Source organism: Paraburkholderia sp. RL17-373-BIF-A, assembly GCF_046030175.1.
In the GTDB taxonomy this organism is placed as follows: Bacteria; Pseudomonadota; Gammaproteobacteria; order Burkholderiales; family Burkholderiaceae; genus Paraburkholderia.
Genome location: NZ_JARESO010000010.1, coordinates 218107 through 231086, shown reverse-complemented (window position 1 = coordinate 231086; position 12980 = coordinate 218107). Strand labels below are relative to the sequence as shown.

The window sequence follows — 12980 nt, the reverse complement described above, 5'->3', positions numbered from 1 at the left end:
TTCAAGCCGCGCTCAACCTACCGACAGTTGCAAATGCAGTTGCGAACGGGCCGGGGCGCCGCCGTCGATCGCTTCGCTCGCGGCGTCGCGGTCCGATTGCGAGGACGGTGCGAGACGCGCGGTTTCGATGCGGTCGAGGTACTCGGTGGTCACGTCGCCGGTCACGTAGTTGCCGTCGAAACACGACGCTTCGAATTCCTTCAGCGCCGGGTTGATATCGCGCACCGCCTGCTTGAGCGCGTCGACGTCCTGATAGACGAGGTGGTCCGCGCCGATCATGCGCGCGACTTCGTCGTCCGAGCGGCCGTGGGCGACGAGTTCACCGCGCGTCGGCATGTCAATGCCGTAGACGTTCGGGAACTTCACCGGCGGCGCCGCCGAAGCGAAGATCACCTTGTTCGCGCCGGCATCGCGCGCCATCTGCACGATTTCATGCGAAGTGGTGCCGCGCACGATCGAGTCGTCGACGATCAGTACGTTCTTGCCCTTGAACTCGATGCCCATGGCGTTCAGCTTCTGGCGCACCGACTTCTTGCGCACGGCCTGGCCCGGCATGATGAAGGTGCGGCCGACGTAACGGTTCTTGAAGAAGCCTTCGCGGTATTCCACGCCCAGTTTCTTCGCGACCTGCATCGCGGCCGGACGGGACGAATCGGGAATCGGCATCACGACGTCGATTGGAACGTCGGGCAACTCGCGCTTGATCTTCTCGGCGAGGTAGTCGCCCATGCGCAGACGCACGTTGTAGACCGGCACGCCGTCGAGGACCGAGTCCGGACGCGCGAGATACACGAGTTCGAAAATGCAGGGGTTCAGGCTCGGGTTCGTGGCGCATTGCTGCGAGTGCAGATTGCCTTCGATGTCGATGAAAATCGCTTCGCCCGGCGCCACATCGCGCACGAACTCGAAGCCGATACCTTCGATCGCCACCGACTCCGACGCCAGGATCCACTCGACGCCTTCCGCCGTTTCCTGCTTGCCGAGGCACAGCGGACGAATGCCGAACGGGTCACGGAAGCCCAGCAGACCGTAACCGGCGATCAGCGAGACGATTGCGTACGACCCGCGCACCCGCCGATGCACGCCCGACACAGCCTTGAACAGCGCGGCCGGATCGAGTTGCAAGCCCGAGCTGGAGAGCTGCAATTCGTGCGCGAGCACGTTGAGCATCACTTCCGTGTCGGAATTGGTATTGATGTGGCGGCGATCGATGCGGAACATCTCATCTTTCAGTTGCTGCCAGTTCGTCAGATTGCCGTTGTGCGCGAGGATGATGCCGAACGGCGCGTTCACGTAGAACGGCTGGGCTTCTTCTTCGCTCGACGCGGAACCGGCGGTCGGGTAACGGACCTGGCCGATACCGGTGGTGCCGGGCAGGCTGCGCATGTTGCGCGTGCGGAACACGTCGCGCACCATGCCGTTGGCCTTGTGCATGTGGAAGTTGCTGCCGTTCGCTGTCGCGATGCCGGCGGCGTCCTGACCGCGGTGCTGCAGGAGCAGCAGGCTGTCATAGATCAACTGATTGACCGGAGAGTGGGAAACTACGCCTACGATGCCGCACATGGCATGTCCTTCAAAGGTACGAAATTCGTCATGGCGGCCGCTGCCTGCGATGGTGTCCCGAGAGACTTCTTTCGGGGCGTTCGCGAAGCTATGCGACCGAACGTAAAGGCAGCCGGTTTGCGCCGGAGTCCTGCTGCGTTTCCCTAGCCACTCGCCTGATCGTCACACTCGGACGTAAGCAGCAAGCGTCTCGGGAAGCAGCGGTTTCATTACGTGCACGCCCTCGACCGCATAGGGCCGAAGCAGGGCGTTGCGCCAGAATTCCTGTTGGGGCAGTTCGGTCAAGCCAGCCAGGGCGACCAGAATCAGCACCAGAATGACCCCGCGCACGAGGCCGAACATCAAACCGAGCGAGCGGTCCACGCCGCTCAAGCCGGTTGCCTGCACGATGCGGCTCAAAAGGGCGTTCAGCACACTCGCCACCAGCACCACACCGACCACCACCAATGCAAAGGCCAGCAGCCATTGGGTCAACGCGCCGCCCGGCCAGTTGGACGGGATGAACGGCACGATGTAACCGACAAAGCGGCAAGCAATGAAAAACGCCGCAATCCAGCCGATCAGCCCAAATATCTCCGACAAAAACCCGCGCCATGTGCCGCGCAGCGCCGACAAACCGATCACCGCCATTACAGCGTAGTCGAAGGCAGTGAACATCGCCGGCTTACTGTGCAGCGCCGCTGTTCGCGCCCGACGTCAAGCCGACCTCGCGAACCTTTGCGATGGCGGCGCTTGCCGCGGCACGGTCGGCGAACGGGCCGGCACGCAGCAACGTGAGCGTGGAGCCGTCAGCCTGCTTTCGATGTTCGGTATATGCGGGCACACCCGCCGCTTTCAACTTGGTGGCCCAATTGCGCGCGTTGGCGTCATTCGCGAAGGCGCCGAGCTGCACGGCGAAACGGCTGCCCGGCGGCGAAGCCGGCGTGCCGGAATTCGCGTCCGCGCTGGCGGCCGTGTTTGTGTCATCCGAGCTTCGGGCTTGAGCAGCCGGTGCGGTCGCGGCGTTATGCGTGACCGGCGGTTTCGCCGCCGGCTTGGCAGCCGTTGCGGGCGCCGCCGGCGTAGTGTTGGCCGCCACGGACGGCGCTTGCGGTTTCGCCGCCGGCTTGGCTGCGGACGCCGCTGCGTTCGTCTCCGCGCTCGGTTGCTTCGCGGCGCTGGATTGGCCTTGCTTGGCGGCCGTTGCCGGCGCGAGACCGGATGCGGCGAGTGCCGCGTCTGGCGTTACGGGGTTATCGGGCGCCACACCGGCCTGCGTGTCTTCCGCGGCTTTGGCAAGCTTCGGCGCCGGACGGTTTGGAATGTCGATGGAGATGTCGTCTGTGACGGGCTTGGGGTGCGAGTCCAGCACCATCGGCAGGATGACGACCGCCGCCACGACCATCGCGATCGCGCCGACGAGGCGGCGACGCGCACGCTGCTTTTCCGGCAACGTAGGGTCGAGCAGCATCGCATCGGCGTCGACGGTGCGCTCCGTGCGGCGGGTTCGCCGCTCCACGCGCTCGCCACGGGCGGCCCGGGTGGAACTGGTATTTGCGCCGCGCCGGGTGGGCGCGTCGTCTTTCTTGCCGAACGAGAAAATTCCCATGAATCGCTTGGTTCGAGCCTGGCGCCCGTTCAGTGTTGCTGCGATTTACGGTAGGCCATCACGCCTGCTACCGTATAGAAACTGCCGAAAATCACGATTCTATCATTCTCTGACGCTCGTTTTAGCGCGTCTTGGAAAGCCTCTGCCGGTGTGGCGTAGCGCGTCACGCTGCTGTCGGCGCCCTCGCCCACGCCCTGCTCGCGCAAGGCCGCTTCGAGTTCCTGCGCGGACGCCGCCCGCGGCGTCGGCAAATCGGTCACGCACCAGTGATCGATTTCGCCTTTCAGGTGCGTCAGCACGCCGGCAATGTCCTTGTCGCGCATCGCGCCGAACACCGCGTAGGTATACGGGAAGAAGCCCATGTTGCCGAGGTTTTGCGACAGCACCGCGGCCGCATGCGGATTGTGGCCGACATCCAGCACGACTGCCGGCTTGCCCGGCAGCACCTGGAAGCGGCCCGGCAGTTCCACGTTGGCGAGGCCGAGGCGGATGTCCTGCGCCGACACCGGCAAGCGGTCACGCAGCGCCTCAAGACCGGCGAGCGCCGCCGACGTGTTGATCAACTGGTTCGCGCCGCGCAGTGCCGGATAGGCCAGCGCCGAACGCCGCAGGGTCGGGCCGACGTAGCTCCATTGCTGGCGCTCGCTGCCAGCTTGGCCCTCGTAGCGGAAATCGCGGCCGAACAGCCACAATTCAGCGCCGATTTTCTCCGCGTAGTCGATCAGCGATTGCGGCGGGACCGGGTCCGCGCAGATCGCCGGCTTGCCCGGACGGAAAATGCCGGCCTTTTCGAAGGCGATTTTCTCGCGCGTGTCGCCGAGATACTCCGTGTGATCGATATCGATACTGGTGATGATCGCGCAATCTGTATCGAGGATATTGACCGCGTCCAGGCGGCCACCGAGGCCGACTTCGAAAATCACCGCGTCCAGTCCGCGCGAAGCGAACAGGCTCATGATCGCGAGCGTCGTGAATTCGAAGTAGGTCAGCGTGACCGGTTCGGCGAGGCTCAGACGCGCGGCTTCGACGGCTTCGAAGTGCGGCAGCAGATTCGCGTCGCTCGCCATTTCGCCGTTCACCCGCGCGCGCTCGTTGAACGACAGGAGATGTGGCGACGTGTGACAGCCGACCGTGAACCCGGCGCGCAGCAGAATGGATTCGAGGATCGCGCACGTGGAACCCTTGCCGTTCGTGCCGCCGACCGTGATGACCGGACACGCGAACGACAACTGCATCGCGTCGCGCACCTGGCTGATGCGGGCCAGTCCCATGTCGATGCCGACCGGATGCGCGGATTCAAGGTGCGTGAGCCACGCGTCGAGGGTGGGGAATGTGGTCATCGGGTGAATCGCGAGTGAATCGATTAGGCAGTGTTGCGAATGGACGCGGCGCGAAGCGGTCGGCTGCGGCTGCGGCTGCGGCTGCGGCTGCGGCCAGAGCCTGATCCGGCGGGCACTTTATGCGCGAAAACCGCACCCGCCCGCGCTGGCCGCCGTCAGCAACCGGCGCTGCGTTGCGAGACCGTGATTATCCCGGAAATGACAGCGCGCCGCTTGATCACTCACGCGGCGCGCTATTTTTGCTGCTTTTCTGATGGCCGCCGCGCTTGATAAAGCGCGACGACGGTTCACCGTAGTGTCTGCTTACGCGACGGCGTCAGCCGGTTGATGGCTCAACAGCGCCATCAATTGCGCGAGTTCTTCACGCAGCTTGCGACGGTCGACGATCATGTCGATCGCGCCCTTCGTCAGCAGGAACTCGGCGCGCTGGAAGCCTTCCGGCAGCTTCTCGCGCACGGTTTGTTCGATCACGCGCGGGCCGGCAAAGCCGATCAGCGCCTTTGGCTCCGCGATCACCACGTCGCCGAGAAACGCGAAACTGGCCGATACGCCGCCCATGGTCGGATCGGTCAGCACGGAGATGAACGGCAGTTTGGCTTCGGCGAGCTTGGTGAGCATGGCCGTGGTCTTGGCCATCTGCATCAGCGACAGCAGACTTTCCTGCATCCGCGCGCCGCCCGAAGCGGTGAAGCAGATGAACGGCACTTTCTGTTCAAGCGCGTTCTGCGCGCCGCGCGCGAAGCGCTCGCCGACCACCGAACCCATCGAGCCGCCCATGAACGAGAACTCGAAGCAGGCCACCACCACCGGCAGCGTGTGGATCGCGCCGCCCATGACGACCATCGCGTCGGTTTCGTCGGTGTCGTCCATCGCCTCTTTCAGGCGATCCGGGTACTTGCGGCTGTCTTTGAACTTGAGCGCGTCGACCGGGACGATTTCCTGGCCTATTTCGTAGCGCCCTTCCGGATCGAGCAGGCCGTCGAGCCGCTCACGCGCGCCAATGCGCATGTGATGGTCGCACTTCGGGCAAACATGCAGATTGGCCTCGACGTCGTTGCGATACAGCACGGCTTCGCACGACGGGCACTTGATCCACAGGCCTTCCGGAATCCCCTTGCGGTTCTTCGGGTCGGTTTGTTTGATTTTCGGCGGCAGCAGTTTGTCGAGCCAGCTCATATTGAATCCTTCTCGGGTCTACCATCGCGCAAACGGCGGGACAAGCCCGCCGCTCACACTACAGAAGACAAAAATAACTGTTATCGGGCAGTCGCGACGCTATCCAGGGCCTCGCGCACTTCGGCGACGAAACGCGTAAGCGTCTCGGCAGCGGCTTCGGGCGCCGCCTGTTCGAGCAATTGCACGATACGGCTGCCGATCACGACGGCATCGGATACTTCGGCCACTGCACGCGCGGTTTGCGCGTCGCGGATACCGAAACCGACGCCCACCGGCAGGGGGACGCGCGACTTGATGGCCGGGATTTTACTCGCGATGCTGGAAACGTCCAGATTTGCCGCTCCGGTCACGCCTTTCAACGACACATAATAGACGTAGCCGCTGGCAATTTTGCCGACTTCCGCAATGCGCTCGTCGGTCGACGTGGGCGCGAGCAGAAAAATCGGATCGATGCCGGCAGATCGCATCTGTTCGGCGAAATTAACGCACTCTTCCGGCGGATAGTCGACAACCAGCACGCCATCCACCCCGGCTTCCTTCGCCGCCTTTGCAAAGGCCTCGGTACCCATGCGTTCGATCGGATTGGCGTAGCCCATCAGCACGACGGGCGTGGTGTCGTTGGTTTCGCGGAAGCGCTTGACGTCGGCGATTACGTGGCGCAGAGACACGCCATGCGCCAACGCGCGTTCCGACGATTGCTGGATCACCGGGCCGTCGGCCATCGGGTCGGAAAACGGCACGCCGAGTTCGATCACATCGGCGCCGCCGGCGGCGAGCGCATGCATGAATTCGACCGTGCGCGCGGGGTCCGGATCGCCGGCCGTCATGAACGGAATCAGGCCTTTCTTACCTTGCGCGGACAGCGCAGCAAACGTGTTCTTGATACGGGACATGGAATATTCTCGGATTTGGGTTACTGCGCAGCGTGCTCATTGCACGTCGCTCACTGCACTTCGGTCTGCCGTTGAGTTTTGGCTTTGACCCGACGCGCTATGGGCGGAGCGGCAGCCGCGCTGACGCGTTCGCGCGCGATCGCGCAGTAACTTTCGTTGATCTCATAGCCGACGAATTCGCGCTGCTGACGGGCGCAAGCGACTGCGGTGGTGCCGCTGCCCATGAAAGGGTCGAGCACGCGACCGCCCTTCGGACAACTTGCCAGCACCATCCGCTCGACAATTTCCAGAGGCTTCTGGGTGGGGTGCGCGACGCGCTCGGCATGCTGCCGATGCAGTCGCGACACCGACCAGACATCCTTTGGATTATAGCCAACCTCGAGCCACTTACTGCCCTCGAACAATTTACGCGAACGCGCCTTCTTCGTGGCGGCATCGTACGGGATGCGGACGGGATCGAGATCGAAGAAGTAATCCTTCGACACCGCAAAAAAGCCGATGTTATCGTGCACCGAGGTAAATCGGCGCACGGTTCCGCCCATGCTCGGCACACGCCGGTCCCAGATGATTTCGTTGATCATCGTGAGTTTTGTCTTCAGGAAGCTGAAGATTTCCGGCGCGTACTGCCAGGTGCAGAAAATGTAGAGCGAACCTGACGGTTTCAGCTTGGGAATAGCCAGTTCGAGCCAGCCACGCGTCCAGGCGAGAAAATCCTCACCCGTGCGCATGTCGGAGTCGTTGCCATAGTCCTTGCCGAGCCCGTAAGGCGGATCGCATACGATCAGGTCGATCGATTCGTCGGGAATGTTCGCTACATCGATCAGAAAATCGCGGTTCAACAGCCGTATGCCGGCAGGCACCTGCGGCAACAGCGATGCACGCGCCTCGGCCGCCGTTACATTGGCGGCCGGCGTGGTTTCCGTGGTTACAGTCGCCGGCTGCGGCTCGTCGAACTCGTCACGCATCGTCGCGGCGCTCAGAACTGAATGCCCGATCGCTCAGCGACCGTATGCATGTCCTTGTCGCCGCGGCCCGACAGATTGACCAGAAGGTACTTGTCCTTCGGCAACGTCGGCGCGAGTTTCGCGGCATAGGCCAGCGCATGACTGGATTCCAGTGCCGGAATAATGCCTTCGATGCGGCAGCAATCGTGGAACGCCTTGAGCGCTTCTTCGTCGGTGATGCCGACATATTCCGCGCGTTTGCTCTCTTTTAGCCACGCGTGCTCAGGACCGACACCCGGATAATCCAGGCCTGCCGACACCGAATGGGTCTCGATGATCTGGCCGTTTTCATCCTGAAGCAGATACGTGCGGTTGCCGTGCAGCACGCCGGGACTTCCGCCAATCAGCGACGCTGCGTGGCGGCCGGATTCAATGCCGTCTCCGGCAGCCTCGACGCCGATCAATTTCACCGAAGTATCGTCAATGTATGGGTAAAAGATGCCCATCGCATTCGAACCGCCACCAACGCACGCAATCACCGCATCCGGCTGACGGCCGACCAGTTCAGGCATTTGCACCTTGCACTCGTCGCCGATCACACGCTGGAAGTCGCGCACCATCATCGGGTACGGATGCGGCCCCGCGACCGTGCCGATGATGTAGAACGTGTTTTCGACGTTGGTGACCCAGTCGCGCATGGCTTCGTTCAACGCGTCCTTCAAGGTCCGCGAGCCCGACTCGACGGGTATGACGGTCGCGCCGAGCAGTTTCATGCGATACACGTTGGCGGCCTGGCGGCGCACGTCTTCCGCGCCCATGTAGACCACGCACTCCATGCCGAACCGCGCGGCGATCGTGGCCGTGGCCACGCCGTGCTGGCCGGCGCCGGTTTCCGCGATCACGCGCGGTTTGCCCATGCGCTTGGCAAGCAGCGCCTGCCCGATCACGTTGTTGACCTTGTGCGCACCGGTGTGATTCAGGTCTTCACGCTTGAGAAAAATCTGCGCGCCGCCGAGCATTTCGCTCCAGCGCTGTGCATGATAAATCGGCGACGGACGGCCGACAAAATACTTCAGTTCGCGCTCGTATTCGGCGACGAATTCCGGGTCTTGCTTATATTTTTCGTATGCGGCACGCAGCTCGTCGAGCGCGTGAACCAGCGTTTCAGCGACGAACACGCCGCCAAATTGGCCGAAATGGCCTCTTTCGTCAGGCAAGTTATACATGGTGATCACTCTTCTCAGTGTGGCGCGCGGCTCTCGTGCGAGACAACCGCCGCGCCGGAATCATTCGGCGTCCGCTGCGCGTACCGCGCGTACGAACGCCGCCATCCGGGCGTGATCTTTCACGCCCTTGGCGCCCGGCGTTTCGATGCCGCTCGAGACATCGACCGCGTACGGGCGCACGCGATGGATCGCATCACTGACGTTTTGCGCGTTCAACCCACCACTCAAAACGGCCCGACGCGCGAGCTCTGCTGGAATAAGTGACCAATCGAAGACCTTCCCGCCGCCGCCGTATCCTTCGACATGGGTGTCGAACAGAAGGCCGCTGGCTGCTGAATAGCTAAGAGCCGATTTTACCAAATCGGCGGGCTGAGTATCCGCCGCAACGCGCAACGCGCGCAACCAAGGCAAACCCGCAACGCCGGCAAGCGATTCGCACTGTTCCGGCGTCTCGTCGCCGTGAAACTGCAACAGCGTGAGGCCGACGTTGCTCGCGACCTCGCGGATCCAGTCCGGCGTGGCGTTGACGAACAAGCCGACCACCGACAGGAACGGCGGCACGTCGTGCACCAGTTCGACCGCCTGCGCGACGCTGACCGAGCGCGGGCTCGGCGGGTAGAACACGAGGCCGATCGCGTCGGCGCCGAGGTCGATGGCATGGGACACGTCTTCCGGCTTGGACAGGCCGCACAGCTTGATGCGCGTGCGATGCGGCGCCGCCTGCTGCTGCGCGCCGGCGTGGGATTCGTTCGCGAGGGTTTCGGTTGCTTTCATGTTTGGGCTTGCTCGGTCCATACGGTACTCCACGGCACGCTGCCTGTCTGCGGCGCGGGCACGGCGAATTGCTCAGGATAGCCCACCTGCGCCAGATACAAGCCGTCGGGCATGAAGGTCGGCGCGGCGAAATCGCGATCACGGCTCGCGAGCACCTCGGCCATCCATTCGACCGGGCGACGGCCACGGCCGATGTAGACGAGACAGCCCATCAGGTTACGCACCATATGATGCAGGAAGGCGTTCGCCCGAAAACGGAAATGGACGAAGTCGCCCTGCTCCCGTACGTCGATCTGATACAGATGCTTGACCGGCGTTTTCGCCTGACATTGCGACGAACGGAACGCCGAAAAATCGTGCTCGCCGATCAGATGAGCCGCGGCCGCCCGCATCGCGCCGACGTCGAGCGCTGTATGCACCCAACCGGCCCGCGTCGCCAGCATCGGCGAGCGCACCGGATGAACGTACAGCACATAGTAATAGGTCCGCTCGAACGCCGAGAAACGCGCGTGGAACTCGTCGGGCATCGGCTTGGCCCACTGGATCGAGATGGTCTTCGGCAGGAACGAATTGGTGCCACGAACCCAGGACACGTCGGCGCGATCGAGTTCTGTGTCGAAGTGCACGACCTGGCCGAGACCATGCACCCCTGTATCCGTGCGGCCCGCGACGACGGTTTGCACCGGCGTCTGCGCGAACTCGCGCAGCGCCCGTTCGAGCTCGTCCTGAACGGTGTTGCGGTGCGGTTGCGACTGCCAACCGCAGAATGCCGAACCGTCGTACTGGACGCCCAGAGCAATACGCTTCACGACAACGGGGCGAGCGTCGAGAGCAACGCGCGGGCCTCGGTGCGCGTACCCGGATCGTTCGTCTCGATCACTTCGTTGATGAGCGCGCGCGCGCCGGACAGATCGCCGAGTTCGATGTACTCGGCCGCCAGTTCGAGCTTGTTGCGAGCGATGCGGCCGAGATCGTTCTGCGTGAACGCCGGCAGCGGCTGGGCCGGGCTCGGCGGCAACTCGAGGTCGAAATCGAGCTTCAACGCGCCGAAGCCGGACGCGCCGAAGCCCGTACCTAAACCCGCACCCAGGCCCGCGACCGCCGCGTGGCCTGCGGTGCCGGCGGTGATTTCGTCGGCGATATGCGGCGCGTCGTCGTCCGGGTGGGGCAACGGTGCGACATGTTTCGCCGTGATTTCCGGCGATGCCACCGGCTGGGTCGACAGTGAGGCGGGCGCTTGCAGGGCGTCTGCGGACGACTCGACGCGCGGGGGCAACGGCATGTCGAGGCTGCCGAACGCATCGACGGCGTCGCGCGGGAATTCGGCCGGCACGGCTGCGGGCGCGGACTGGGGTTGCGCTAGCGGTTCTTCAGGCTCGAGCTTCGGTGCGGCATTGGATGGTGCCGTTTGGGCCGATTGGTGCGGTTCATACGACGGTTCGGTGTGCGCTTGCTGCGTCTCACCCGCCAGCGGCGCGGTCGGCACCGGTGCGTCGCTGTACGGCTGGCCGAACGCCGAAATCGTGTGCGGCTCGACGGAAGGTTCCTGCGGCACAGCCGGCACGTCGTCCCATTGCAGACGATGGGCAGGTTCCTCGTGCAGGAAGGCTTCGTCGACGGGTTCGAGCGGCGCCAGCGGCAACGCCTCGGCGCCGAGTTCCGCAGCGGCGGCAAGGCTCGCGGCCGTGGTCGCGCTATCGAAATCGTCGTGGTGCGGAGCCGGGAGAGGTTCGGGAGTGAAGCCACTCTGAGCGGATGGAGCGGTGTTCGAATCCAATTGCGCGGGTTCGACGGACGCGGGTGTTGCGTCGCGCTCTTGCGAGATGTGGTCGGGTAAGGGGAAGGTTGCGTGGCCTGCGGGATGTTGTTCCGCTACACGTTCTGCGATTGCGCGTTCCGTTGCTGCGCGCTCTGCCGCTGCTTGCTCCGCTGCCGTGCGTTCCGCCGCTGCGCGCTCTGCCGCTGCTTGCTCCGCTGCCGTGCGTTCCGCCGCTGCGCGCTCGGCCTCTGCTCGCTCCGCTGCCATGCGTTCCGCCGCTGCGCGCTCTGCCTCTGCTTGCTCCGCCGCCGCGCGTTCCGCCGCAGCACGCTCTGCCGCAGCCCGTTCTTCAGCCACACGTTCCGCCGCCGCTTTCTCCGCCGCCTCCCGCGCAGCCACCTGACGAATCTCCGCGTCGCGCTCCGCCGCCACACGCTCCGCCATTTCACGCGCCGCCGCGTCACCTTCGGCAGCTTCACGTTCCGCAGCCGCCAGCGCCGCCGCATTTCCCACGGCCGCATCATCGCCGGCGTCCGACGCTTCGCGCACCGGAACGTGCTCGCGCGTCGAAACGATGTCCTGCGGACCCGTTGCGCGCGTGGACACCGCCGCATCGCCATCCGCCGACGCAGCTTCCGCCGCCGCACGTTCGCGCTTGCGCCGGCCCATACGCAACGCCGCCAGCAGCGCGACCAGCGCCGCGCCGACCGCCGCCGCCACGCTCAACTCCGTCTGCGACATGCCGGCATCATTCGACGTCGATGCCACCGGCGTAGCGCCATGACTCGGCACAGCCGCCACTGAGGACGCGCCAGCTGCCGGCTGCGCGACATTGTTCGACGCGGTGCCCGTAGCAGGCGGCGTCCCGCCGATGCCATGCTTCTGCAACTCCATCAGCACGCGATTCTTCAGCGCGAGCAATTGCTGCAAGCTCGACACCTGCGCGCGCGGTTGCGACGCCGGCTGCGCGGCGGTCGTCGCCGGAGTCGTTCCCGCACCAGCCGCGGATGCGCCTTCAGCGGCCTCGCTAGCCGAGGGCTGAATCGAACCGGTCCACTCATGGGTGCCGCTGGCCGGCAGTGCCGCCGCCTGCGATCCCGCGACCGGCGCCGATGAAACCGTGCCACCCGGCGTCGCCGAGCTTGCCTCAGTGGCCGCACTGGCCGTCGCCGAAACAGCAGGCGCGGCCGGCGTCGCCGCGCGAGCCGCAGCGCTTGCCGCCGCCGCGTTGACCTGCGCTGCAGCACTCGCCGCGTCGGTCGCCGGCGCTGCATTCGACGTGGAAGCAGGCGCAGCCGCGGAAGCCGCCGTCGCAACACCCGCCGCCGACGCAGCCAGCGCGCCCGACGCATCCAACACGGGCACCGTCAGCACCGCGCCCAGCCGCAACCGGCTCGGGTCGTGGCTCATGAAGGCATTCGGGTTCGCATCGAACAATGCGCGCGAGGCGCGCGCGAGCGTCGCTTTGTCGTGCGACTGCGTGACGGCAATCGCCACGTCGTTCAGCGACTGCCCGGGCCGTACCGTCACTTGACCGCCGTTCGCGTACGAAACGGAGGCGGCGTCCGGCGCGCTCGCGGCATCGCCTGGCGCGGCGAGCGCGCTGCCCATGCCGGCACCCGCCAGCGCGAGAGCCGCAGCCGCGGCAGCGGCCAATCGGCCCGCACCTCGATGAATGAACATAGCCCGAAGGGATGAGAGTCGAAGGTTCATCGGG

Annotated in this window: 11 protein-coding genes; all 11 read right to left on the bottom strand. The window is 64.7% G+C overall.

Features of this window, described 5'->3' with window-relative positions; all coding sequences use genetic code 11:
- Nucleotides 1-12 precede the first annotated feature (12 nt).
- A complete protein-coding gene (purF, locus tag P0D80_RS15425; protein WP_132383644.1) occupies nucleotides 13-1563 on the bottom strand; it encodes an amidophosphoribosyltransferase in 1551 nt (516 codons plus the stop codon).
- Nucleotides 1564-1725: 162 nt separating this feature from the next.
- A complete protein-coding gene (locus tag P0D80_RS15420; RefSeq protein WP_132383642.1) occupies nucleotides 1726-2220 on the bottom strand; it encodes a CvpA family protein in 495 nt (164 codons plus the stop codon).
- Between the two features lie 7 nt (nucleotides 2221-2227).
- Nucleotides 2228-3151: an SPOR domain-containing protein gene (locus tag P0D80_RS15415; RefSeq protein WP_408285008.1), complete on the bottom strand. Its 924-nt coding sequence runs from the start codon at nucleotides 3149-3151 to the stop codon at nucleotides 2228-2230.
- Between the two features lie 29 nt (nucleotides 3152-3180).
- Nucleotides 3181-4491: a bifunctional tetrahydrofolate synthase/dihydrofolate synthase gene (folC, locus tag P0D80_RS15410; RefSeq protein WP_408285005.1), complete on the bottom strand. Its 1311-nt coding sequence runs from the start codon at nucleotides 4489-4491 to the stop codon at nucleotides 3181-3183.
- Between the two features lie 303 nt (nucleotides 4492-4794).
- A complete protein-coding gene (accD, locus tag P0D80_RS15405; protein ID WP_012428630.1) occupies nucleotides 4795-5667 on the bottom strand; it encodes an acetyl-CoA carboxylase, carboxyltransferase subunit beta in 873 nt (290 codons plus the stop codon).
- Between the two features lie 80 nt (nucleotides 5668-5747).
- Nucleotides 5748-6560, bottom strand: a complete 813-nt coding sequence (gene trpA, locus P0D80_RS15400; protein ID WP_132383636.1) for a tryptophan synthase subunit alpha — start codon at nucleotides 6558-6560, stop codon at nucleotides 5748-5750.
- A gap of 50 nt (nucleotides 6561-6610) precedes the next feature.
- Complete coding sequence (locus P0D80_RS15395) at nucleotides 6611-7525, bottom strand: DNA-methyltransferase (RefSeq protein WP_408285002.1); 915 nt, start codon at nucleotides 7523-7525, stop codon at nucleotides 6611-6613.
- 11 nt (nucleotides 7526-7536) lie between these two features.
- Nucleotides 7537-8730: a tryptophan synthase subunit beta gene (gene trpB, locus P0D80_RS15390; protein WP_408181682.1), complete on the bottom strand. Its 1194-nt coding sequence runs from the start codon at nucleotides 8728-8730 to the stop codon at nucleotides 7537-7539.
- A 60-nt stretch (nucleotides 8731-8790) separates the two neighbouring features.
- A complete protein-coding gene (locus P0D80_RS15385) occupies nucleotides 8791-9504 on the bottom strand; it encodes a phosphoribosylanthranilate isomerase (RefSeq protein ID WP_408181683.1) in 714 nt (237 codons plus the stop codon).
- Nucleotides 9501-10313, bottom strand: coding sequence for a tRNA pseudouridine(38-40) synthase TruA (gene truA / locus P0D80_RS15380; protein ID WP_132383628.1), 813 nt, complete (start codon nucleotides 10311-10313; stop codon nucleotides 9501-9503). Before truA ends, P0D80_RS15385 begins: the two co-directional genes overlap by 4 nt.
- A complete protein-coding gene (locus P0D80_RS15375; RefSeq protein WP_408284997.1) occupies nucleotides 10310-12976 on the bottom strand; it encodes a FimV C-terminal domain-containing protein in 2667 nt (888 codons plus the stop codon). Before P0D80_RS15375 ends, truA begins: the two co-directional genes overlap by 4 nt.
- Nucleotides 12977-12980: the final 4 nt, after the last annotated feature.

Excerpts from the sequence above, each read along its gene's own strand:
- purF (WP_132383644.1), bottom strand. The coding sequence starts at position 1,563 with ATGTGCGGCATCGTAGGCGTAGTTTCCCACTCTCCGGTCAATCAGTTG.
- P0D80_RS15420 (WP_132383642.1), bottom strand. The coding sequence starts at position 2,220 with ATGTTCACTGCCTTCGACTACGCTGTAATGGCGGTGATCGGTTTGTCG.
- P0D80_RS15415 (WP_408285008.1), bottom strand. The coding sequence starts at position 3,151 with ATGGGAATTTTCTCGTTCGGCAAGAAAGACGACGCGCCCACCCGGCGC.
- folC (WP_408285005.1), bottom strand. The coding sequence starts at position 4,491 with ATGACCACATTCCCCACCCTCGACGCGTGGCTCACGCACCTTGAATCC.
- accD (WP_012428630.1), bottom strand. The coding sequence starts at position 5,667 with ATGAGCTGGCTCGACAAACTGCTGCCGCCGAAAATCAAACAAACCGAC.
- trpA (WP_132383636.1), bottom strand. The coding sequence starts at position 6,560 with ATGTCCCGTATCAAGAACACGTTTGCTGCGCTGTCCGCGCAAGGTAAG.
- P0D80_RS15395 (WP_408285002.1), bottom strand. The coding sequence starts at position 7,525 with ATGCGTGACGAGTTCGACGAGCCGCAGCCGGCGACTGTAACCACGGAA.
- trpB (WP_408181682.1), bottom strand. The coding sequence starts at position 8,730 with ATGTATAACTTGCCTGACGAAAGAGGCCATTTCGGCCAATTTGGCGGC.
- P0D80_RS15385 (WP_408181683.1), bottom strand. The coding sequence starts at position 9,504 with ATGAAAGCAACCGAAACCCTCGCGAACGAATCCCACGCCGGCGCGCAG.
- P0D80_RS15375 (WP_408284997.1), bottom strand. The coding sequence starts at position 12,976 with ATGAACCTTCGACTCTCATCCCTTCGGGCTATGTTCATTCATCGAGGT.